Here is a 21,205-nt window from a genome sequence, read left to right on the forward strand (position 1 = left end):
CAAGTGAAAGTTCCTTCCCACGCGCCCGGCTCCCGCAATCAGATAGCCTCATGTTCAGTGCATGGCGCCCATGGCTTGCAAGTGCCACAGTTGCCAGGCGGCAAACGAGATGATCAGCAGCGCTGCCACTGTGCGTGTCGTTGGGTTCTGGATCCAGCCTGAGATACGCCGTGCTGCCATGCCGGTTGCCAGCACCGTCGGCAGGGTTCCAAGCCCGAACGCACCCATCAGTGCGGCGCCCTGCAGGGGTTCCGCAATCGCAAGACTCCAGGCGAGCATTGAGTAAATTAATCCACAGGGCATCCATCCCCAGACTGCGCCCAAACCAAATGCCTGGCGGACCCTGACAACGGGCATAAACCGCTTTCCGATAGGAGCTACGATATCCCAGGCATAGCGGCCCAAGGACTCGATACGAACCAGCCCCTTCCACCAATTGGCGATATATAGCGCCATCAATATCAACATGACGGCAGCCACTATTCTCAGCACAAGAGCAACACCATCCAGCGCATGGCTGAGCCCGGCACCGACTAAACCGACAAGAGCTCCGACGACCATGTAACTGGAGATGCGGCCTGCATTAAACCCCAGCAACAATCCAAATACACGGTGAGGCCGACTCACCTCGCGAGGCACCGAAAAGGTCAGCGCGCCCATGATACCGCCGCACATTCCAATACAGTGCGCACCCCCAAGGAGACCGAAAACAAAGGCGGCCGCAAAGGGGGAGAAACCAAATATAGAAGGATCCATCTGTTATTCTCAAAAGCGAGCTGTATTAATCATCCGCGCCATCACCTGTTAACGTCTCGTACGAATACACTCGACCGTAAAGCCTTGCGCATAAACCGGACACCACGTGAGGCGACCCAGCTTGGTCATTGTGGCTCATGCTCAGCAACCACGAAGAACAAACGGTCAGTGAAGCGGACCTGATCTCTGTCAAGCTGGCTGTCGACTTCTAGGATACCGTCCTCAATTTCACCGGGAGTAAAGCCTGCGAGACTCGACATAAACCGAGCCCGAAGCATTGCATACCAGCGCTCCTTCGGGATCTGGACGTGGTACTGCTCCGTGTTTGTCACAGCTCTGAGACCTGAACTGGAGATTTCATCGAGAAGAATTTCAAGTTCCGGCTGGCTCTCTGAAAAGGCCGTCATCGCCCGTTTAAAAAGGGGAAGCTCCGGCAAACTGGGCCGAGTCACCACCAAAACACGGCCATCGGGCCTTAAACTTGAGCTTATTTTCTCCCAAAAATTCTGACGATTCCGGACGTGATGGATCGATTCCTTGATAAGAATCCGGTCCATTGGCACCTGCCTATGGGCAAACGTTTCAGCAGATTCACAATATGTCTGGAGGCCTCGGTACCGCCCTGCGTTCAAGAGCATGGCGTCGGAGGGATCCACGCATATGGCGTCAGACTCAAGCGGCACGCCCAGCTTCAGGAGGTGAGCAAATATACCGGTTCCACCTCCCAGGTCCGCGAATTTACTATTCCTTCGCATACTCAAATGCCCAAGAGTCTTGGTCAGCATCCAGTCCCGGTAGCCATCGGTTAAAAGCCAGAGATCATCATAGTCCCCGGCAATCCTTGAAAAAGCTGACATCACAATCTCTCCAATGAAGCGGTTCTCGACACACCACACGCACCCGCCTATTCGGCCAGAGACTTCAAGGCCGGCACGGCTGAAGATGCGCTTCTGGCGGTACTGCGGGGCCTAGCGACCTTTCAGGCTGGACGGAGCAATGACATTCAATCGCTCGTCGAGCAGGCCGATGTTCATTTGAACCTCCTTTTTATCGGTCTCTGTCACTAGTCCCAAACTGCGCCATCAAAGGCATCAAGAGGTATCTTCAAATAGCGCCGACCATTGTCTTCGGGCTCGGGCAATTCACCGCCACGTATGTTCACCTGCAGCGCATGGAGGAGAAGCTTGGGCATGGGGAGCTCTTTGTCACGCTCGTTCCGCATGGCGATGTATCCATCTTCAGTCTGATCACCCATCAGGTGCTTGTTGGTTTCCCGCTGTTCGCGCACGGTACTCTCCCACCTTGCCTCTCGGCCGCCCGGTCGATAGTCATGGCCGGTAAATAGCCGGGTCTCGTCGGGCAGGGCCAGAATCTCCTGAATGGATTGCCAGAGCTGGCGGGCATCGCCACCCGGAAAATCGGCGCGGGCAGTACCGCTATCAGGCTGGAAAAGCGTGTCGTGCACAAAAGCCGCATCACCCAGTAAATAGGTAACTGACGCCAGCGTATGGCCGGGAGAAAACAATACCCTGCCCTGAATTGACCCCACCCGGACCACATCGCCGTCCGCAAAAAGATGGTCCCATTGACGGCCATCGGCAGGAAAAACAGGCCAATTGTAAAGGTCCTTCCATAGTGCCTGCACGTCTTTTACATAGGTGCCTATCCCCGTTGGCGCCCCTGTTTTCTCTTTCAGATAGTGTGCGGCGGACATATGGTCGGCATGAGGATGAGTATCCAATATCCATTCAACCTCGAGCCCCTGCTCTGCTATGTATGCCAGGATCTCATCGGCAAGATGAAATGCTGTCGAGCCGGATTTCTCATCGAAATCAAGAACCGGATCGATAATGGCGCACTTTAGGGTTCTCGTGTCGGTAACTACGTACTGGATACTAGACGACAGTGGATCATAGAAGCCTGCTACATCAGGTTGTCCAGAAGAACATCTGAAGTTCTGCATAAGGCGCCCCCTTGCAAAGTTGATAATGGTTATGGATGACCGAGCATCGTCTTAAGCGGTTTCTTTGGCGTCTACAGACGAGCACTTCCTCGACGCAGTACTCTTCCCTGTGTGTCAGCCCAGCCCCGAGCGGGACTTGCCAATGAGTTTTGCAAGTCGGCCGACTCTTGGAATAAACCTCGGCACATCCTGCTGGTAGGTTCGGTACTCCTCCCCAAACCGCTCAATCACCTTTCGCTCTTCATGGCGTGCGAGCAGGCTATAGGCGAGAACGATGATGGGGAACAGACTAACGGAGAACAGCGTCGGCCAATGCACAATTCCCTCCCCGAACAGGATGAGAAAAAGGCCCGTATATTGAGGATGCCTCACGACGCTATAGAGTCCATCCGTAGCAAGGCGATCTTGTTGGTGTGCACGGTGAAGTTCTCGCCATCCCTGCAGAAAAATACCGATGCCAGTCACAGCCAGAGCATAGCCGAGCAGCATCGCGACGAGCATACCCATCTCGCCGATACCGAGCAGCGAAGACCAGAGATTCGCACTGAGCTCACTACCGTCCAAGTCAAAGAACCGCACGAGCAAATAGACAGTGAGAGGGAAGCCGTACATCTCTGCATACAATGCGATAATAAATGCTTGCACCACCCCGGCACTGCCCCACTCCCGCCATGTCCTGGGAGCGAGCCAACGATACATGACCCAGGAGATCAGGACGATCATGATCGCCGCTATACCCCAGGCTCCGGAATGAGCAATAGTTTCTTTCATGTTAAATTTCCTCGTGAGTCAACAAACAAGCAAAGACAGCTTTTATCTGGCTGTCACCGCCTCCGCTTTATTGATCGGTTGACGTCTTGACCAGGCCATTAATGCAAGGCCTCCGAGGATCATAGGCAGGGTTAACAACTGCCCCATGGTCACCCAGCCGAGGGCGATGAACCCCAGTTGCGGGTCGGGGAGGCGGACAAACTCGACCGCAAAACGGAAAATTCCGTAGAGCAACAGGAATAGGCCGGACGTTGCGCCCATCCGACGAGGGTGGCGTGAGAACCACCACAGCACAACAAACAACACAACACCTTCCAGTGCAAACTCATACAGTGACGACGGGTGGCGTGGCGCCTCCCCCATATTCGGGAACACCATGGCCCAGGGCATGTCACTGACCCGCCCCGGGAGCTCGTGATTGATAAAATTGCCAAGGCGCCCTGCCCCCAGGCCAATCGGCACCAGGGGTGCGATAAAGTCCGTGAGTTGAAAAAACCGCAGGTTTTGCTTTCGGGCGAAGACCAAGGCTGCAACCAATACCCCGGTAAAGCCTCCGTGAAAACTCATGCCCCCTTCCCAGACTTTGAACAACCAAAGCGGATTCTCCGCCAATTTGTCGAAGCCATAGAACAGCGCATAACCCACGCGACCACCCAGGACGACGCCGATTGCGCAGTAGAAGATCAAGTCTTCAACGTCTTTGTGGCTCAGCCCCACGCGGTGGGCCCGGCGGCGACCCAGCCACCAGGCCGCGAGAAAACCAACAAGGTACATCAGGCCGTACCAATGGATCTGTAGTGGGCCCAGTGAGATGGCTACCGGGTCAATTTGCGGGTATTGAAGCATAGGCTTTCCTGATTGAGTGTTTGAAAGTACGTTCAGGTTCTAATCAACAAGCCGCTCGGCTTCATTGGCGGACCGTTCCAGCCGCTGTTTGGCAACAGCGATACCTTCACGAATGGCTGCGGCGGACTCGTCATCGTCAAAGCCAGCCATCGCCCGGCGCCAGAACTCGATCGCCTGTTTATAGCGGCCGTCGTCAAAGGCCTCTACCCCCAATAGACCCAGCACCGTCGGCTGACGCGGATCCTTGTCGAGGATTTCATCTACCAGCGCCTGCACCTTATCGGTCAAGGTGCGCCCGGCGGTAAAAAACTTAATCTGCGCCAACTGGGCCAGCAGATCGGCTCTGCGGCCTTCCAGTTCGATAAGTCGTTCCAGCGCACGAATCGCCAGAACTGGCTGGCCGCTCTGCTGGTATAGCGGAAACAGCAATGTCCAAACCTTGGGATTGTCCGGCTGAGTCTCGGCCTGCTCTTCGAGCCGTTCAACCAGCTTCGCCAGTGAGGCATTGGGTGAGTTGAGCACCTCCTGCTGCGCGTCATACAGAGCCAGATCGCCGTCGGCGCCCACCCATTGATACCCGATTACGCTGGCAACGATCACAGCCATCATCACCAGCGGTATTACAAAACGTCCGGACAGGGGCTGCCTGAGAGGCGCGCGACGTCGGGTCTCGGTATCTTCCAATAGATTGCGATCAAGCTCGATACGGCTTTCTTCAAAGCGTGCAGCCTCAATCTCGCCGCGCTCGCGGGCCCTTTCCAGCGCAGCGAGCCGCCGCTCATAGACTGCCAAATTCTGCTCTTCAGCATGATCATCAGCTTCAAACCTTTGCTGCCGGGCATGGGTCATCCTTGTTCGCCGCAACGGTAAACTCAGGAACCACAACACCAGTAGCAGCAGTGGGGCGATACCCAGCCAGAGCATGGTCATTCTGTTTCCTCCCGGTGACGATGGATGAGAGAAGCCAGGCGCGTGCGCTCCTCTTCCGAGAGGGCTCGAACTCGCCTGTGTCTGCGCGCTCGGACAAATGCAGTCACAACCAGGCCACCACCTACCATCATTGTTGCCGGCAACGCCCACAGCAGCCAGGTACGCCCATCAAGGCGCGGGTTGTAGAGTACGAACTCACCAAAACGATCAACCATGAAATCGAGGATCTCCTTGTCAGAACGCCCCTCGCGAAGCAGGAACGCAACCCGCTCCCGCATATCGCCGGCTACCGGTGAATTGGAACTGTCTATGGCTTGAGCATCACATTTAGGGCAGCGTAATGAAGCTGTGATATCGCGGTAACGCTCCGCCATCACCGGATTCTCGAAAGTACGTGCGTCGATAGCTGGAGCAGCCATAGATTGGAATATCGGCAGCAAAAAAAAGAGTAGTACGCAGGAGCGGGCTATTAGCGCCATTTCTCTACCTCCGCCATGACTTCCTCCACCTGGGCGGGCGTGATGTACCCAATGTGCTTGTAGCGAACGATACCGTCTGCGTCGACCAGGAAGGTTTCCGGTACGCCGTATACGCCAAGTTCAAAACCTAAGTCACCGGCAGGATCGAAGATATTAACCTCGAAAGGCTTTCCAAACTCTTCAAGAAACTGTCGTCCAAGGTCACGGGTATCTTTATAGTTGATGCCGACCATCTGCACGCCGCGTTCGGAGAGTTCCAGTAACTGAGGCATCTCCTCCTTGCAGGTCGGGCACCAGGAGGCCCAGACATTGACCAGAGAAACCCGTCCGTGCAGCAGGGATTCATCGACCTCAGCATCGGGATCCTCCAGCGTCGAGAGCGTGAATGACGGAAATTCCCGGCCCAGCAACGCAGACTCGCGCCCGCTTGGGTCGAGCGACAGCCCCCGGTAAAGAAAGAAGGCCAGACCAAGGAACACCAGAAAAGGGAGCAGCAGCAACAGCCGGCGTTTCATGTGTGGACCTCGCGTGTCGGCCTCACCCATTCACTTCCAGCTATGGCTGCACGGCGACGACGGTAGCGACGGTCAGCCACGGCCAGGACGCCCCCGAAGGCCATCAACAGTGCACCCAGCCATAACCAGCGCACGAAGGGCTTGACCTGTATACGCATTGCCCAACTGCCGTCGTCCAGTTCCTCGCCCATAGCAACATAAAGGTCCCGAAGCAGGCTCGGGTGTAGGGCTACATCCGTCATCGGCTGGCCCCGGGCGATATACAGGCGCTTCTCAGGATGCAGGGTGGTGACCATTCGGCCGCCCCGGGTAACCTCAATGGTCGCCGTATCGGCCAGGAAGTTAGGCCCCCTGCGCTCGCCCAGTTCGGTCAACGTAAAGACGTAACCGCTCAGGTCGACCTGCTCGTTAAGCGCAAATCGTACGTCGCGCTCGACAGCGTAGTTCGACACCATCACCACGCCCACAATCGTGACGGCCAGGCCCGTATGGCCGGCCACCATGCCCCAGTACGACAGGGTCAACTTGCGCAACCCGGCCTGCACCGAAGAGGCCTTGCGGACTTTATCGGATAGATCGCGCACCAGCGCCAGCACGACCCACAAGGCCGCGACCAGCCCCAACGCCACGGCTGTATTCCACTTGCCTCCATACAAAAACGGTATCGATACGCCAATAGCCAACGCCGCCAGGCCCGACCCCAGAAGCCGACGGAACAGCTCGCGCCCAGGCATCTGCTTCCAGCGCGCCACCGGCCCCAGCCCCATAAAAGCACAGAGCATGACGGTCAATGGCACGAACAGGCTATTAAAGTAAGGGGCGCCAATACTGATCTTACCCAGTCCCAACGCATCCAGAATCAAAGGGTATAGAGTGCCCAACTGGACGGTGACCGTCATCGTCACCAGTAGGATATTGTTGATCAGTAACAAGGCGTCTCGAGATAGCCAACCGAAGCCGACGCTGGCGCTCATCCGTGGCGCCCGTAGCGCAAATATCAACAATGAAACGCCAACCGTGATACCCAGCAACGCCAAAATAAAGAGGCCCCGCGATGGATCATTAGCGAAGGCGTGGACCGATGTGAGCACCCCTGAACGCACCAGGAAAGTTCCCAGCAGCGACAATGAGAAGGTAAAAATGGCCAGAAGCGCCGTCCAGCTCTTGAACGTGCCGCGCTTTTCCGTGACCGCCAGTGAATGTATGAGGGCGGTCCCGGTCAGCCAGGGAAGAAGCGAAGCGTTTTCCACCGGATCCCAGAACCACCAGCCTCCCCAACCCAGTTCGTAATAGGCCCACCAACTACCCAGAGCAATGCCCAGGGTGAGAAAGGCCCAGGCTATGTTTGTCCACGGCCGCACCCAGCGCGTCCAGGCCGCGTCGAGACGACCCTCAATCAGCGCAGCGATGGCGAAGGCAAAGACCACTGAAAAGCCCACGTAGCCCATGTAAAGCATCGGTGGATGAATGATCAGGCCGACGTCCTGCAGCAACGGATTCAGATCGGCACCGTCAGTGGGTATGCCCGGCAGCAGGCGTTCGAAGGGGTTGGACGTAACTACGATAAAAAGAAGGAACCCCGCGCTAACGGCACCCAGAACACCCAGTACCCGCGCCAGCATATCCCTTGGCAAATCGCGCGAAAAAAGACTGACTGCAAAGCCCCAGCCACTGAGAATCAGACTCCACAACAGCACCGAGCCTTCATGAGATCCCCAGACGGCGGTGAACTTGTAGTACCAGGGCAGCATCGAGTTCGAATTACGGGCCACATAGTCCACGCTGAAATCATCCAGAAGAAAACTGGCAGTCAGGCTGGCATAAGAAACCAGCAGAAAGGCAAATTGCCCCCACGCCATAGGCTCCGCGAACGCCATCCACAACGGGCGCCGGGTGGCGGCTCCCAGCAGGGGCACCGTCGCCTGAAGCAGCGACAGGCAAAGTGCAATCAGTAACGCGAAGAGACCAACTTCAGGAACTGTCAGGGTAAGCATTTCGGGGCCGTGTTCGGTTAAGGCTTCGGCGATGACCGAACCTATCGGTGAGGGTTTCTCAGGTATTGCTTCGTCAGCCAGCCGCAAGGCCGGCTGACGAATTCTCTATTACTTCCGACCAGGTTGGCGGGTAACGCGCAGATACGGTGTCTGCTCATCCCATCCATCAGGGAAACGTTCTTTGGCCTCGTCGTTGGAGAGCGACGGAACGATGATCACATCCTCGCCATTTTTCCAGTCCACCGGCGTGGCCACTTTGTGGTTGTCGGTCAGCTGAAGTGAATCAATGACCCGCAGGATCTCGTCCAGGTTGCGCCCGGTGCTGGGCGGATACGTCAGCATCAGACGTATTTTTTTCGCGGAATCGACAATGAACACCGTACGAACGGTCACCTTGGGGTCGGCTTTCGGATGGATCATTCCGTAAAGATTTGCGACAACCTGATCCTTGTCTGCCAGGAGAGGAAAATTAAGCCCTGTACCCTGGGTTTTCTCGATGTCCTTTGCCCAGTCGTTATGGGAATCGAGCGGGTCGACGGACACCCCGATCAGCTTCACGCCGCGGTTGGCAAATTCATCCTTGCGCTTGGCAAAGGCGCCGAGTTCTGTGGTACAGACTGGCGTGTAGTCGGCGGGGTGTGAAAACAATACGGCCCAATCGCCGCCAAGCCATTCATGAAACTTAATATTCCCCTCGGTGGATTCAACGGTGAAATCGGGAGCGGTTTCTCCAAGTTGCAATGTCATCGTTTCATTCTCCTTTGCTTTGGCTGTCGTTCTCGGTTCGTCAACACAGACGATATCTTTAAAGTCAACTTTAAGGTCAAGGCGTTTGTCAGTGGTTTTTCAGCCAGATCCATCGGGCTCGGCTTTCGTGCCCGATTTTTCGGGTATGAAACTGACATAGAGAAAAAGCACGGTGCCCAGCACAATGGCGATATCGGCAATGTTAAAGGCCGGCCAGTGCCAGGATTGCCAATAGACATCAAAGGAATCCACAACATAGCCACGAAATATCCGGTCAATCAGGTTGCCCATGGCACCGCCAAGAATGAGGCTGTACGCGATGGCTTCTCCCCTGTGGCGGCACTGACGAATCAGCCTGATCAGTACAATCGAGACAACTACCGCGATTGTGATAAGAAAGTATCGCTGCCAACCCCCACCATCGGCAAACAGGCTGAATGCGGCGCCGGTGTTCCAGACATGAACCCAGTTAAAGAACGGGGTCACCGGAATCGACTCACCATACGCCATTGACTGCTGGACCAGCCATTTTACAACCTGGTCAGACGCTGTAATCAGGCCGGAAATAGCCAGCAGGGTGTACGGCAAGAGCTTTTTGCCAGAAATGGACATTTTTACCCCTTGAGCGCCAGGATGCGTCTGGCACCGTTGAGTACGATGATCCCCGCGATGCTGCCTATAATAAGGTCCGGATAATTGGACCCAGTCCATGCCACCAGGGCGCCTGCGGTAATGACCCCCAGGTTGATCACCACATCGTTGGCCGAGAATATCCAGCTTGCCTTCATGTGCGCCCCTCCCTCTCGATGTTTGGATATCAGCAGCAGACAACTGGTATTGGCAATCAAGGCAACGAAAGCGATAGCCATCATCACAAACGATTCAGGCTCACTACCGAATACAAAGCGCCTGACCACCTCTGCGAGCACGCCGATAGCCAAAATCAGTTGGAGTACACCCGCAAGATGCGCGGCGCGCACCTGCATTTTTACGCTATGCCCAACCGCATAGAGGGCGAGCCCGTACACGGCCGCATCGGCAAAATTGTCCAGGGACTCTGCAATCAGGCCGGTGGACTGGGCGATCAGGCCGGCCGTCATCTCCACCACGAACAGGAGTGCATTGATGCCGAGCAACCAACGCAGGGTGCCGGACTCTTGCGCAGCAGAGGTTGTCGATAACTCGGCGGCCTTGATTGTCTTCGGATCGGCGGCGACGGTTTCCTGGAGGGACGCACCTAGTCCCAAGGTCGCGAGCTTCGCAGTGATAGGGTCAGCCTGGCCATCATGCACGACCTGCAAACGGCGGTTCGACAAGTCGAAGGACAGCGCCCGAATGTCTTCAAAGCCGTTCAAGGCCAAGCGAATCATTCGTTCTTCCGATGGGCAGTCCATCTTCGGCACAGCATAAATGCTGACCCATTTCCCCGACGCTTCGGAGGAGGCCTCCATATCGACATCCGCTGCGGGCGTTGAATCGCCGCCACAGTGGACCCCACAATTTTTGCTCATGATACGACTCCAATCGAATATTGTTCGGCTATCATTTAAAACCTTATAGTAACCATAAGGTCAATAGGGCGAAGGAGAGCCCTTGAGGAGGAGCCTGATGCGCATTGGTCAATTGGCACGGTTAGCAGGGGTCGATACCCAGACGATCCGCTTCTATGAACAGCAAGGCTTGTTGCCGCCGCCTGATCGGCAGGAAAACGGTTACCGTATCTATACCGAGAAGCATCGTGAGCGGCTGGCCTTCGTCCTTCGCTGCAGAATCCTGGACCTGTCACTGGCTGAAATTCACGAACTACAGCGCTATCAGGACGACCCTGATCAGCCCTGTACTGCCGTCAATGTCTTGCTCGATGATCACATCTCTCATGTGCGGTCGCAGATAACGGCTCTGCAAGCACTTGAGAAACAACTCGTTTCACTGAGATCGAGTTGCAACGATGGTCGGGAAATTGAGGCTTGTGGGATTCTTGCAGGGATCAGCGACGCCAGTATGCGTCAGTTGTAGGTCTGAGCATCAACCGGATACCCGGTTTTCCAAAGGATGCGGCTGCGTTCAATCCGGCACCTTGGCAATGGTACGGTTAATAAAATTAACAATGGCCGGGCTGTCCCATTCTGTGGCGCCGACCAGTCGGCCAATTTCACGGCCTTCATGGTCAATCAGCAGAGTCGTAGGGACCCCTTCTATACCAAGAGTTGAAGTAGCCAGCGTGGAGGGATCGATATACATGCGGAGGTGACTGATGCCGATTTCCCGGTAGAATTTTTCAACAGCACCACGCCCGGCATGATCGATCGACAGAGCAACCACTTCAAATTGTTCACCGCCCAGCTGAGCCTGGAGCGAGTCCAGCGTCGGCATTTCCTCGCGGCACGGCGCGCACCACGTCGCCCAAATGTTGAGCAACACCACCTTGCCGTGGAAATCTGCCAGCGTTAAGGGCTCACCTTTTGCGTCTTCGAACGCCAGTTCGGGCAGATTCCGCGGAGTTTCCCAGATCAGGAAATCCTGGGGGCCAACCGACGCTGGAACGTCTTCCGCAGTCGTAAAGGCCGGGTTAAACGAAAATGCCAAAGCGAGCACGGCTGTCAGTACCCGGACTAAAGGCCTACCTTGCTGCCACATAAAGGTCTCTCCTGTTTACAGTTGTCAGCTTCCTTGGGCCACGAGGGCTACTCACTCTGAAAAAGGTCTTCAATCCGCCCATGCAATCGGCCCCAGAACCCATCATCAGCGGCATCAGGACCTATGGCGATCGCCTTGAGATAGGTCACCAGATGTTCAGGCTGGAATTTGAGGCCGTGAAAACGGGCACGCATCCGCCCCGTCGGATCGATTACATGGGTGACCACACCGTGTACCTGGACGCCGTCACCCGTATCCGTGAACTGAACGCCGTACGCTTTGGCGAGTTCCGACGTCAACCCGGGCGGCTCACCCTCGGCCCGGTACAGAAAGTGCCAATTGACGGGGTTAAGCTCGAAATTTGCGCCGTAAGCGCGCATGTTTTGCCGGGTCCCGACAATGTCTTCACGGTCAGTGGCAATAGTGATGAAGGTCACCTCATCACTCAGCCCTTCGCCCTCGACCCCAGTTTGCAACTGCCGGATCAAATTCATATGCAAAGGGCAGGCTTCGGTACAGCGCGTGTAGAGAAAATTGAGTACAACGGTTTTGCCTTTTAAATCCGCCAGAGAGAGTCTGTTGCCGTCGCTGTCGGTCAAGTCAAACGGAGGCGCTGGCCGGTCAACAAACTGGGCATACCGCTCTTTCTCGTTTAGCGACGCCTCGACATCCGCCATGGAGTGAGCCATGGCATGGGTGCTTCCCAAGGTAACCACGGCAATCAGTAATGTTCTGAATAAGTTGTTCACAGTCATTCTCCATTAGCGTTGTTTTCCGAAGGAGGTGCCGGGTTATTGTGGGTTGGTATCGCTCAGATTCAGCGCAACGGGCAGGTCGGCCGGTGCCAGGCAAACGCCCTCGTCACTGCAGGCCTGTACCCGCACTGTCATGTCGAGCTTGCCTGCCTCTTTCAACATGGCGGTCTGTTCTTCGTCGGGAAGTAGCCGGATGCTCGCATCGTCGTCGTACACCTCAAGGGCGGAGTCACCCAGCGTGATGTCACTGACCCGGCCGCGCGGGTACTGGGTCGGAATTTCAAGCGACTGGCCGTTGACCGAGGAACTGGCGACGGTGGGAATCAGGAACTCCATGGAGGCCGGGTTGGCATTCACGTGCCAGCCCGGCTCAATGTCCAGTTTCAGAACGATTTCACCGGTATCCCCTGCCAGTGCGTCGTCGCCTCCAATAATGTTGAGGCGTACCTTATCAGAGGAATTTGCCAACCCCGTTCGGGCAGTCGATACCGGGGCTTCAGAACCGGCTCGTTCATTCTGGGCAGTGCTGGGGGTATTTCCGGTATTGGTATCGATCAACATGAACGCCGCGATCGCGATCAGAAAAACCGCTACGCCAGCCAGCAGTACTTTGGGTCGGGTCATCATGATTCATCTCCGGTATCTAGGGTTGTGAGTTTTCGGTGCGGTTGATCGCCTCGACCAGGCTGTCGGTGTCAAAGAGGCCCGTGAAACGGGCGATAACGGTGCCGTCACCGTCAAAAATCGCTGCAAAGGGCAAGGCCTGCCCACCCGTCGCGGTCAACAATGCGTCCTTTTCAGGGTCACTTGCTGTGACATCCACCTGGATCGGCACCATGTTGGCCCGCCGCACGGCTTCCGCCACAGCGGGCTCCTGGTATACCGTGCGTTCCAGTACTTTGCAGTTAATGCACCAGTCGGCGGTGAACTCCAGCAAGTAGGGAGCGCCCCGGGCTTTTGTTTCCGCCAAGAGTTCCGGTGTGTAGGGTTGCCAGACAAGGTCGCCTTCGCTGTTGTCCAGCGGGGATGCGAATACCACTGTCACCGCAAGGGCAAGACCTGCCGCCGTTGCGGCGATCACACGGACGGCCCCATTACCCTGGATGAAGCGGCGGATGCCCCAACCCATGACCAGTGCCAGCCAGAGCCACCATAGCCAGGGGTAGACTGCTTTGGGGACCAGGCTCGCACTGAAAAAGACAGCTGCGGCCAGCAATACCAGCGCGAGCACTTCGCGAATGGCCAGCGTCCAGGGGCCCGCCTTGGGCAATCGTTGCAACCATTCGGGCTTGAGCATCAGCACCGCGTAGGGCAAGGACAGCCCCAGTCCGATACTACCGAATATTCCCATGATCACGGGGGCCGGTTGGGTAACCGCAAAGGCCAGGACGCCACCCAGGAAAGGCCCGGCACAGGGTGCAGCTAAAACCGCACTCAGCAGGCCCGATACGAATGCCTCAAAGTAACGGCGGCCATGGGCCGAGGCGGCAAACGCGGGAACCGGGATGGGCAGGTCCAACCAGGTAACGACTGCAAACCCGACCATCAACGCAACGAGCACGGCGACGAATACCGTCGACTGGAACAGCGTGCCCCAGTTCCACTGCAACAGCGCGGTCAGGCCACCCAGCGTCAGGAAAAAAGTGAGTGTTCCTGCGGTGAACGCCAGCGCAGCCAACACCCGGTGTGATCGCTGGCTGCCGGCCTCACGCAGGATGGTCCGGACCTTGATGGGAATCGCGGGCAGAACACAGGGCGTCAGGTTGAGCAGCAAACCCGCAACCACCGCCATCAAAATCTGACCGGCGAGGAGTAAAGAGGGAAGCTGATCCATTACTTAGTAATTCCCAGCGCCCTTCCCAGCGCTTCTTGCTCGGGCACGCCGGTCTGGCCTCGCCATTGGCCGCTCGCGTCCTTGAACAGCAGCCCTGGCGTTCCGCTGAAACCCAATTCAGCCATCCACTGGCTGTGCTGGTCGAGCGCCGCCTTAAGGTTTGCAGGTATGGGCGTGAGCTCGGAAATCCCGCTCCCGTTACCGCTGTTTCCAAAGTTCTCCTCGAACGCTTGAAGCGCTTTGGCCCGATCATCTGCATTCATGATTGCAGCGGAGAAGCCCAGGCTGGACGGCTTGAGAAAACCAACCATGACCCAGTGCAACCTGACTTTCCCTTCCGACACCCAGCTTCGGGTCTGCTTCCAGAATTTGTGACAGAAAATGCAATTGGGATCAGCGAACACATAGACCTCGGGAACATCCTCTCCACCCTCGCTCACCAAATGGGTATCCTGGGAGAGTTGCTCGGCAATCGACGCGTACGTTGGCTTCGGAATATAGCGTTCCGTATATTGGCGGGTCAGATCGTTGCCGTTGCTTTCCAGCAGCGAGCCGGAAAAAGTGTAGTCACCCAGGCCATAGACTATTCCGGTTTTTCCGCCCTCAATCCTTACAACATAACCGTTCACGCCCTCAGCTGGTGTGGAGAAGCGTTCAATCACCGTAAAACCGACTTCTTCCTGAAGTGCGCTGATTCCCGGATCCATCTTTGGTGACGCAAACGTCAGAGCTGCGAATAAACTCAAAAAAAGTGCAAATGAAAACCGGCGGCAGCACACGATCGTATTCCGCGCCCAAGGCTCCAGAGAAAATGTCATTACAGTTACGCTCCCATATTAAGATGTTCTTCAGGCAGAAGGATGAGGGGTCAGCCAGCTACGTGATCGCTCGCCAGTAGATTCGAGCGATAGGCAAGCGAAGCGAAACCCCGGGAATCGGAGAGTCAGGACAAAACTGAAAGTTTGGGAGGAAAGGGGTCGGGCCCTGAAAGTACACGGCCGAAGCGTGAAGAATGGTCCCTGGAATCGAGGGGAGAACATAACAATGGAAAATCTGGCGTGGCAGGTTCCCCAACATAGGAAGAAATACACGTACTACTACAGTTACCTTGGGCCTTGAGGTTGAAGCAGTCAGGCATCTGCCGGGCATCGGACAACGGGACACAAGTTTCAGCTGTGGGCACCACCCCTATAGAGGTCGCAGCAACTCCCTGTAAAACGGGGAGAAAAGCTACAAGCAGCACCGCTGCCAGTCCCATCAGCCGCTTTGTCATCGCATCCCCACTCTAGTCCGTTGAGAAACTGAGACTTGACCTCCGCACATAAGTTCCTCCGCTCTTTGTTATTGCTGGAGCACGCTCTTGCGCCCCCGGCGATGAGCCAAAAGCAGCTTCGCGATAATCGGCAACAGAGTGATGCCGCTGACAAGAATCAGAATCACCGTAACCACCCCGGATTCGGAGGCCATGAGCAGTCCGCCGAACGCGGTAATCAGGTAGGCTGTCGGGATAACGCCTGCCAACGTTGCGATCACGAAACGCCAGAACGTGAGCGGTGTCAAACCTGCCCCATAGCTGACTGCATCGAAGGAGACAAAAGGCACTAGCCTTGACGCGAAAATAACGAGCATCAATCCACCTTGGGAGCGGTCTTTGCCTAGCCATTCCAATACCGGCCGTACCCGCTCCCAGCGATATATAACATCGTAACCGAAGAACCGGGCAATGGCGAAGGCGATCAGGGCACCGGCCTCAGCTCCGACAACCACGAATACCGTCCCCCAGAAGGAGCCGTAAACCGCGCCGGCGACCATGGCAATCGGGGCGCTGGGAATCGGGCTCAGGACAATGGCAGCGATCATCAGAGCAATGATGCCCACTGGGCCCCCATACCCCAGTTGATCGACCCATTCCCGTAATGCCACCTTGTTGGTCACGGTAGCCAGCGCTCCGGTTTCCAGCAATATCCAGTAGATGGCCGCAAACGCGACAAGCAGTAGCAGAACGCAGACCACCTTGGCTTTTGCGTTCGGTCTTATTCCCGTACTTGCCGAAGCTTGCCGATGGTTTTTACGTTCCAGAGTGGTATTCATAATCTCCTTTGGCGTTCTTCCTAGCGTCCCGATCACCTTTGTTTCGTGAAAACAGATACTTGGTAAGGGCGGCGACGCCTAGTACGAGGAGGACAATCAGCAACAGGGACACCACCCCCATTCCCGCCATTCCAAGCATGCATGCGTCACTTGCCATCATCTCAATCTCCTGATTCTGTGTACGGGGCCTCTCATGAGGCGCTTGCCTGTACAACATTCCCGTCACTCAAGGTGCTTGCCGTAGTGTTTTCGCCACCAGGTTTGAACCGGCCCAATCGAAGGGAGTTGGTCAATACGAAGACACTGGAAAGGCTCATGGCGCCGGCCGCCAACATGGGGTTGAGCAAGTAACCGGTAAACGGAAACAGAACGCCTGCGGCAACAGGAATAAGCGCCAGGTTGTACCCGTACGCCCAGACAAAATTGCCAAGGATCGTTTTGCGGGTGCGCCGCGAAAGCGCAGCAGCATCGACAATACCCCGAAGATCGCCACGCATCAGAACCAAGTCGCCGGCCTCGATGGCAATATCGGTGCCTGTGCCGATGGCGATACCCACATCGGCCTGAGCCAGTGCCGGAGCATCATTGATGCCGTCACCCACGAAAGCCACCTGAGCGCCCTCGCCCTGCAGGCGCTTGATCTCTGCCGCTTTCTGCTCTGGCAGCACTTCTGCAAAAACCCTTTCGATGCCGGCCTGCTGCGCAATGGCCTCAGCAGTAGCACGATTGTCACCGGTCAGCATGGCCACGCGGAGTCCTGCCCCCTTGAGCGCAGCGATCGCTTCCACCGCCCCCTCCTTAAGCGGATCGGCCACCGCAACCAAAGCTGCGAGGCGGCCGTCAATGGCGACGTATAGGGGCGTTTTCGCTTTTTCAGCGAGTGAAACCGAATGATCTGCGACGCTATCCAACTCTACGCCGAGGCGGCGCATATAGCGGTCCGCGCCCACGTTGATCCGGTGCCCGGCCACCTGGGCCTGGATCCCGTAGCCAGGCTCGGCCTGGAACTCACTGATTGCCGGTAGAGTAAGCCCTCGATCCCGGGCCCCCTTCACAATGGCTTCGCCAATAGGATGTTCGCTCTCGGTCTCAACCGCAGCCATCCAGGCAAGCACCTCATCCTCGCGGCCTTCCACCAGGATAAAGTCCGTCAGCTCAGGCCGGCCCCGTGTCAGTGTGCCGGTCTTATCGAGTACAACCGTGTCCATTCGAGCCAGGGTTTCCAGTGCCGCACCTTTGCGGAATAGCACGCCCATTTCGGCGCCCTTGCCTGTGCCGACCATAATGGCCGTCGGCGTGGCCAGGCCCATGGCACAGGGACAGGCAATCAACAGCACGCTGACCGTTGTTACGAAAGCAAAGGAAAGCGCCGGCGCGGGGCCGAAGGTAAACCAGGTAATAAAGGTCAAGACGGCGATAACCATCACAATGGGTACAAAAACCCCTGCAATCTTGTCGGCAAGCTCCTGAATCGGTGGTTTTTCGGCCTGGGCCGACTCCACCATTTTGATGATCTGTGCCAGGACAGTGTCGGCGCCAACACGGGTGGCCCGAAATGTCAGTGATCCATTCTTGTTGATGGTTCCGCCTACCAGTTCGGTATCTTTTTGCTTGGCAACCGGCACCGGCTCGCCACTGATCATGGACTCATCAACGTAGGACTGTCCCTCTTCAACCATGCCATCAACAGGAACACGCTCGCCCGGGCGCACTTGGATACGGTCGCCAGGCACCACTGCTTCAATCGGTATCTCGACAGCCTCGTTGTCCCGAATGACACGGGCGGTTTTGGCCTGTAGCTGCAAGAGCTTCTTAATCGCTTCCGACGTCCGGCCTTTAGCGATGTGCTCGAAGTAGCGTCCCAGCAGAATGAGGGTCACGATGACGGCAGCCGCCTCGAAATAACTCTCGGCCGTACCGGCGGGGAAAAATCCGGGAACCAGTAATGCGGCCACGGAGTAGAAATAGGCGGCACCGGAACCGATCATTACCAGGCTGTTCATGCCAGGGTTGGCATGGCGCAGCTCGGCGTAGCCGGACCGGAAAAATCGCGCCCCGGCGTAAAACAGCACCGGCGTGGTCAGGAGCCATTCAAGTGTCATCCAGCCCCGATGAGGCAAGACGCTGATATAAAGAGCTTCCAGCGCGGGAATCATCTTGCCCATGGCAATCAGTACCACCGGGATAGTGAGGATCGCGGCAAAGATCACTTTCCGGCGAAGATCTATCCCCTCCTTGTTCTGATCTTCGGCCTGGGTGTCAGACTCCGACGCCTGGGGTTCATAACCGGTGTCCCGGATTGCCTGGTGGATTCGAGCCAGAGATACCGTGTCGGAGAGGAACTCCACAACGGCTTTCTGCGTGGTCAAATTGACACTGGCTCTGATCATACCGGGCAGCTTGTTCAACGCACGCTCAACCTTCGACACGCAGGAGCCGCAGGACATGCCGATAACGGGGACTTCCTCCGATTGCACCTGTGGCCGATAACCGGCATCCCGGATCGTCTCAATCAGAGTTCCAGTGGTTGCAGGCTGGTCGAATTCCACCGTAGCTTTCCCCGTCGCCAGGTTCACCTGAGCGGTTGAAACGCCAGGCTGAGCCGAGAGAGCCCTCTCGATGCGTCCGACGCACGATGCACAGGACATTCCTTCAACACCAATCTCTATTGTCTGCATCCTGATCCTGCTCCTCTGTGCGACTGATTGAGCGCCTTTCCGATCCATTCGTTCAGTAATGATGTTATTACCCTTCCTGAGCGATGGCTTCGACAATTGGGCAGCCATCCATCGGCCCCTCTCCCGAACATTCCTCCAAGGTTTTTGACAAAACCGCCTCGATACGGGAAAGGCTCTGGATTTGGTGCCGGATTTTTTTTAGCTGTTCCCTTGCAATTCGCTTGGCATCCGCACGGTCACCATTGGCATCCTGGAGCATCAGGAGTTCGCGAATCTCATCAAGCGTGAAGCCCCATTGCTTGGCATGGATAATGAACTGCAGCCTGGCAACCGCATCCTCGGGATAGCGCCGATAATTCGACTGAGTCCGCGCGGGCTCTGGCATGAGATTTTCCCGCTCATAAAAGCGGATTGCATGACTGGCCACGCCGCTTTTCACAGAGAGTTCACCGATATTGAACGTTTTCATTAACGCGCCTCATACGTCGTTGATGACTGACAGCTTCAACCATAACCTTGAAGTAGACTTTAAGGTCAAGCCTCTTTTGTGCCTATCGGGCAGAGGGAAGGATCAGCGGGGGTATGACGTTTGCTCGAAATACCTGCGTCTATGTAAAGGTTTGTCACGGTGGGAAATAAGAGAAAGGCGGGGATGAAGAGCTTTCTCAGTAAGTAGCCCGAGCCCATGACTCCCCGCTTCAATCATGGCTCCGATGTTTCTTGACGCAGATCTGGGTTTCTTTACGCAGATCTGGTCGAGTCAGCAACATTGGAGATCGGCCGCTGGGGCGCAACCGGATCAGTGCCATCGGTACTCTCAAGCGGCGCAACTGAAGCTTTCGCAGAGCCCGACTTGTCCTTACATTTCATCATGCACAAGCCAAGACCACACATCACCAGACATGGCAGCAGACCGATCAGTATCGGAGCGATTCCGAACAACACCAGCTGTTCCCAGCCGAATGTAAGTCCGGCGGTGACCCCAATGGCACCGAACAACCACCAGCGCCGAGGTCCGGTCAACAAGCCCATCAGTCCTCCCGGGCCAGCCTCCGAATTCACCTTGCCCTTGTCGTCGCAGCTTTTCTTGTCGCAACAGCTCATTATGGTTCCTCACTCTTGCCATGATCGTTGTTTATTGCTCACATCTACCGTGTGGGTTGGCAAATGCTCTTGCAGTTAGTCGTTTCGAAAAACATAACGTTAGAGCAAGGTTTAAGGTCAAGCGTTTTTTTTGGAAACAGCAAAGTAAAGTTGCCTTGCCCTTCAGATACCGAAGTGGTCGTGTCACTGAAATAAAAAACTGCTAGGATTTGGAGAACTAAAAGACGGGCTGTGTGTCACAGTTCTGAATCTTTACAGCTTGAAGCTTGGAAATCGGATGACTGCAACGACCCGCCAAATCATCTCCGTGCTGCTGTCACTACTTCTGGTGATAAGTGGACCGGCGTTGGCCGTCTCCAAAGTGACGGGCGGCCAGGCTGATTCCTCAGTGGCCGATTGTGGTGCCATGATGATGAATCAGGCTGAAAGCGCGGACGCTTCATCCGATGACGAAAACTTTGATTGCGGCGTCGCTTCCGACATGGCGTGCCCAAGTGCTGGCGGAGCGAGCAAATGCGGAGTCAGCTTCGCCTTCTTGCCGGCAGGCTCGGCAGGTTTTGTTGATACCGGCTCCCAACCGGTATGGATCGCCCGTCCGACGATCTACCAGGATCCTTTCCTGGCCTCAGCCACACCCCCTCCCCAACCTAACTCCTGAGACTTAACCCAGATTTGTGCCGTTTCTGGCAACAGATTAACGTTATTTCTTGAAACCTAAGTCCCGTGTTTTCATTTATTCCTCACGGGTCTTTAGATGGAGTGAATCAAATGCGCAATTCAAAAATTAAGCTAGCAGTTACCGCAGCTCTTCTGGCCGGCACCATCGGCACCTTCTCTGCATTCGCCCACGAGGGCGAAGGAAAAGGCATGATGTCCTCGAAAGACATGCAGGGCATGGACGGCATGATGGGGATGATGAACATGATGTCTGACATGTCGCCGGAAGATCGTAAAGCCATGACCGATGCCTGCATGAAAATGATGCAGAGCCATGGCAGCGATAACATGGACGCGGGAAAGAAGGATAAAGACACCCAAGCCAATTGAGGCCTTGGGTAACCCCCGAACTAACATTCATTTGCCTGGGCGCCCACGCGCGCCCGGG

24 protein-coding genes are annotated in these 21,205 nt (G+C 56.1%); 3 read left to right on the top strand and 21 right to left on the bottom strand.

Annotation, left to right across the window (positions count from 1 at the left end; genetic code table 11):
• Positions 1-54: 54 nt before the first annotated feature.
• The 12 genes from FXO11_RS12585 to FXO11_RS12640 all read right to left on the bottom strand — a co-directional run bounded on the left by FXO11_RS12585 (position 55) and on the right by FXO11_RS12640 (position 10,512).
• A complete protein-coding gene (locus FXO11_RS12585) occupies positions 55-756 on the bottom strand; it encodes a sulfite exporter TauE/SafE family protein (RefSeq protein WP_148863295.1) in 702 nt (233 codons plus the stop codon).
• A gap of 125 nt (positions 757-881) precedes the next feature.
• Positions 882-1,613: a class I SAM-dependent methyltransferase gene (locus FXO11_RS12590; protein ID WP_168203168.1), complete on the bottom strand. Its 732-nt coding sequence runs from the start codon at positions 1,611-1,613 to the stop codon at positions 882-884.
• A 206-nt stretch (positions 1,614-1,819) separates the two neighbouring features.
• Positions 1,820-2,719, bottom strand: a complete 900-nt coding sequence (locus FXO11_RS12595; RefSeq protein ID WP_148863297.1) for an MBL fold metallo-hydrolase — start codon at positions 2,717-2,719, stop codon at positions 1,820-1,822.
• A 114-nt stretch (positions 2,720-2,833) separates the two neighbouring features.
• Entirely contained in the window at positions 2,834-3,490 is a 657-nt protein-coding gene (locus FXO11_RS12600; protein WP_148863298.1) for a methyltransferase family protein, read from the bottom strand.
• A gap of 42 nt (positions 3,491-3,532) precedes the next feature.
• Positions 3,533-4,336, bottom strand: coding sequence for a prolipoprotein diacylglyceryl transferase (gene lgt / locus FXO11_RS12605; RefSeq protein ID WP_148863299.1), 804 nt, complete (start codon positions 4,334-4,336; stop codon positions 3,533-3,535).
• A 39-nt stretch (positions 4,337-4,375) separates the two neighbouring features.
• Positions 4,376-5,266: a c-type cytochrome biogenesis protein CcmI gene (ccmI, locus tag FXO11_RS12610; RefSeq protein WP_148863300.1), complete on the bottom strand. Its 891-nt coding sequence runs from the start codon at positions 5,264-5,266 to the stop codon at positions 4,376-4,378.
• A complete protein-coding gene (locus FXO11_RS12615; RefSeq protein ID WP_148863301.1) occupies positions 5,263-5,745 on the bottom strand; it encodes a cytochrome c-type biogenesis protein in 483 nt (160 codons plus the stop codon). The genes ccmI and FXO11_RS12615 overlap by 4 nt, the downstream gene beginning before the upstream one ends.
• Entirely contained in the window at positions 5,736-6,260 is a 525-nt protein-coding gene (locus FXO11_RS12620; protein ID WP_148863302.1) for a DsbE family thiol:disulfide interchange protein, read from the bottom strand. The genes FXO11_RS12615 and FXO11_RS12620 overlap by 10 nt, the downstream gene beginning before the upstream one ends.
• Positions 6,257-8,254 carry a heme lyase CcmF/NrfE family subunit gene (locus tag FXO11_RS12625; protein ID WP_148863303.1) on the bottom strand — a complete coding sequence of 666 codons (1,998 nt, stop codon included), beginning with the start codon at positions 8,252-8,254 and terminating at the stop codon, positions 6,257-6,259. Before FXO11_RS12625 ends, FXO11_RS12620 begins: the two co-directional genes overlap by 4 nt.
• A gap of 108 nt (positions 8,255-8,362) precedes the next feature.
• A complete protein-coding gene (locus tag FXO11_RS12630; protein WP_148863304.1) occupies positions 8,363-9,001 on the bottom strand; it encodes a peroxiredoxin in 639 nt (212 codons plus the stop codon).
• 99 nt (positions 9,002-9,100) lie between these two features.
• The gene (gene lspA / locus FXO11_RS12635; protein ID WP_148863305.1) at positions 9,101-9,613 is read right to left on the bottom strand and encodes a signal peptidase II; all 513 of its coding nucleotides are present in this window, start codon (positions 9,611-9,613) and stop codon (positions 9,101-9,103) included.
• Between the two features lie 2 nt (positions 9,614-9,615).
• Entirely contained in the window at positions 9,616-10,512 is an 897-nt protein-coding gene (locus tag FXO11_RS12640; RefSeq protein WP_148863306.1) for a cation transporter, read from the bottom strand.
• Positions 10,513-10,609: 97 nt separating this feature from the next.
• On the opposite strand from FXO11_RS12640, the gene cadR reads away from it, so the two are divergent.
• Positions 10,610-11,017, top strand: coding sequence for a Cd(II)/Pb(II)-responsive transcriptional regulator (cadR, locus tag FXO11_RS12645; protein WP_148863307.1), 408 nt, complete (start codon positions 10,610-10,612; stop codon positions 11,015-11,017).
• A gap of 48 nt (positions 11,018-11,065) precedes the next feature.
• Here cadR and FXO11_RS12650 read toward each other — a convergent pair whose 3' ends face one another.
• The 9 genes from FXO11_RS12650 to FXO11_RS12695 all read right to left on the bottom strand — a co-directional run bounded on the left by FXO11_RS12650 (position 11,066) and on the right by FXO11_RS12695 (position 20,100).
• Complete coding sequence (locus FXO11_RS12650) at positions 11,066-11,638, bottom strand: TlpA family protein disulfide reductase (protein ID WP_148863308.1); 573 nt, start codon at positions 11,636-11,638, stop codon at positions 11,066-11,068.
• Positions 11,639-11,685: 47 nt separating this feature from the next.
• On the bottom strand, positions 11,686-12,387 hold the full coding sequence (locus tag FXO11_RS12655; protein WP_148863309.1) for an SCO family protein: 702 nt from the start codon (positions 12,385-12,387) through the stop codon (positions 11,686-11,688).
• A 42-nt stretch (positions 12,388-12,429) separates the two neighbouring features.
• Positions 12,430-13,020: a protein-disulfide reductase DsbD domain-containing protein gene (locus tag FXO11_RS12660; RefSeq protein ID WP_148863310.1), complete on the bottom strand. Its 591-nt coding sequence runs from the start codon at positions 13,018-13,020 to the stop codon at positions 12,430-12,432.
• 16 nt (positions 13,021-13,036) lie between these two features.
• Positions 13,037-14,227: a protein-disulfide reductase DsbD family protein gene (locus tag FXO11_RS12665; protein WP_148863311.1), complete on the bottom strand. Its 1,191-nt coding sequence runs from the start codon at positions 14,225-14,227 to the stop codon at positions 13,037-13,039.
• The gene (dsbG, locus tag FXO11_RS12670; RefSeq protein ID WP_148863312.1) at positions 14,227-15,045 is read right to left on the bottom strand and encodes a thiol:disulfide interchange protein DsbG; all 819 of its coding nucleotides are present in this window, start codon (positions 15,043-15,045) and stop codon (positions 14,227-14,229) included. Before dsbG ends, FXO11_RS12665 begins: the two co-directional genes overlap by 1 nt.
• 523 nt (positions 15,046-15,568) lie before the next feature.
• Positions 15,569-16,318, bottom strand: a complete 750-nt coding sequence (locus tag FXO11_RS12675; RefSeq protein ID WP_148863313.1) for a TVP38/TMEM64 family protein — start codon at positions 16,316-16,318, stop codon at positions 15,569-15,571.
• Positions 16,319-16,509: 191 nt separating this feature from the next.
• Positions 16,510-18,996, bottom strand: coding sequence for a heavy metal translocating P-type ATPase (locus FXO11_RS12685; protein WP_148863315.1), 2,487 nt, complete (start codon positions 18,994-18,996; stop codon positions 16,510-16,512).
• 67 nt (positions 18,997-19,063) lie between these two features.
• Positions 19,064-19,465, bottom strand: a complete 402-nt coding sequence (locus FXO11_RS12690) for a MerR family transcriptional regulator (RefSeq protein ID WP_148863316.1) — start codon at positions 19,463-19,465, stop codon at positions 19,064-19,066.
• 272 nt (positions 19,466-19,737) lie between these two features.
• Entirely contained in the window at positions 19,738-20,100 is a 363-nt protein-coding gene (locus FXO11_RS12695) for a hypothetical protein (protein ID WP_202980225.1), read from the bottom strand.
• Between the two features lie 277 nt (positions 20,101-20,377).
• On the opposite strand from FXO11_RS12695, the gene FXO11_RS12700 reads away from it, so the two are divergent.
• Positions 20,378-20,758: a hypothetical protein gene (locus tag FXO11_RS12700; protein ID WP_227545895.1), complete on the top strand. Its 381-nt coding sequence runs from the start codon at positions 20,378-20,380 to the stop codon at positions 20,756-20,758.
• A 110-nt stretch (positions 20,759-20,868) separates the two neighbouring features.
• Complete coding sequence (locus FXO11_RS12705) at positions 20,869-21,147, top strand: hypothetical protein (RefSeq protein WP_148863318.1); 279 nt, start codon at positions 20,869-20,871, stop codon at positions 21,145-21,147.
• The last annotated feature ends 58 nt before the right edge of the window (positions 21,148-21,205 follow it).

The organism is Marinobacter fonticola (assembly GCF_008122265.1).
GTDB lineage: Bacteria > Pseudomonadota > Gammaproteobacteria > Pseudomonadales > Oleiphilaceae > Marinobacter_A > Marinobacter_A fonticola.

Coding starts and splice junctions, on each gene's coding strand:
- FXO11_RS12585 (WP_148863295.1), bottom strand. CDS start 756: ATGGATCCTTCTATATTTGGTTTCTCCCCCTTTGCGGCCGCCTTTGTT.
- FXO11_RS12590 (WP_168203168.1), bottom strand. CDS start 1,613: ATGTCAGCTTTTTCAAGGATTGCCGGGGACTATGATGATCTCTGGCTT.
- FXO11_RS12595 (WP_148863297.1), bottom strand. CDS start 2,719: ATGCAGAACTTCAGATGTTCTTCTGGACAACCTGATGTAGCAGGCTTC.
- FXO11_RS12600 (WP_148863298.1), bottom strand. CDS start 3,490: ATGAAAGAAACTATTGCTCATTCCGGAGCCTGGGGTATAGCGGCGATC.
- lgt (WP_148863299.1), bottom strand. CDS start 4,336: ATGCTTCAATACCCGCAAATTGACCCGGTAGCCATCTCACTGGGCCCA.
- ccmI (WP_148863300.1), bottom strand. CDS start 5,266: ATGACCATGCTCTGGCTGGGTATCGCCCCACTGCTGCTACTGGTGTTG.
- FXO11_RS12615 (WP_148863301.1), bottom strand. CDS start 5,745: ATGGCGCTAATAGCCCGCTCCTGCGTACTACTCTTTTTTTTGCTGCCG.
- FXO11_RS12620 (WP_148863302.1), bottom strand. CDS start 6,260: ATGAAACGCCGGCTGTTGCTGCTGCTCCCTTTTCTGGTGTTCCTTGGT.
- FXO11_RS12625 (WP_148863303.1), bottom strand. CDS start 8,254: ATGCTTACCCTGACAGTTCCTGAAGTTGGTCTCTTCGCGTTACTGATT.
- FXO11_RS12630 (WP_148863304.1), bottom strand. CDS start 9,001: ATGACATTGCAACTTGGAGAAACCGCTCCCGATTTCACCGTTGAATCC.
- lspA (WP_148863305.1), bottom strand. CDS start 9,613: ATGTCCATTTCTGGCAAAAAGCTCTTGCCGTACACCCTGCTGGCTATT.
- FXO11_RS12640 (WP_148863306.1), bottom strand. CDS start 10,512: ATGAGCAAAAATTGTGGGGTCCACTGTGGCGGCGATTCAACGCCCGCA.
- cadR (WP_148863307.1), top strand. CDS start 10,610: ATGCGCATTGGTCAATTGGCACGGTTAGCAGGGGTCGATACCCAGACG.
- FXO11_RS12650 (WP_148863308.1), bottom strand. CDS start 11,638: ATGTGGCAGCAAGGTAGGCCTTTAGTCCGGGTACTGACAGCCGTGCTC.
- FXO11_RS12660 (WP_148863310.1), bottom strand. CDS start 13,020: ATGATGACCCGACCCAAAGTACTGCTGGCTGGCGTAGCGGTTTTTCTG.
- FXO11_RS12665 (WP_148863311.1), bottom strand. CDS start 14,227: ATGGATCAGCTTCCCTCTTTACTCCTCGCCGGTCAGATTTTGATGGCG.
- dsbG (WP_148863312.1), bottom strand. CDS start 15,045: ATGACATTTTCTCTGGAGCCTTGGGCGCGGAATACGATCGTGTGCTGC.
- FXO11_RS12675 (WP_148863313.1), bottom strand. CDS start 16,318: ATGAATACCACTCTGGAACGTAAAAACCATCGGCAAGCTTCGGCAAGT.
- FXO11_RS12685 (WP_148863315.1), bottom strand. CDS start 18,996: ATGCAGACAATAGAGATTGGTGTTGAAGGAATGTCCTGTGCATCGTGC.
- FXO11_RS12690 (WP_148863316.1), bottom strand. CDS start 19,465: ATGAAAACGTTCAATATCGGTGAACTCTCTGTGAAAAGCGGCGTGGCC.
- FXO11_RS12695 (WP_202980225.1), bottom strand. CDS start 20,100: ATGAGCTGTTGCGACAAGAAAAGCTGCGACGACAAGGGCAAGGTGAAT.
- FXO11_RS12700 (WP_227545895.1), top strand. CDS start 20,378: ATGACTGCAACGACCCGCCAAATCATCTCCGTGCTGCTGTCACTACTT.
- FXO11_RS12705 (WP_148863318.1), top strand. CDS start 20,869: ATGCGCAATTCAAAAATTAAGCTAGCAGTTACCGCAGCTCTTCTGGCC.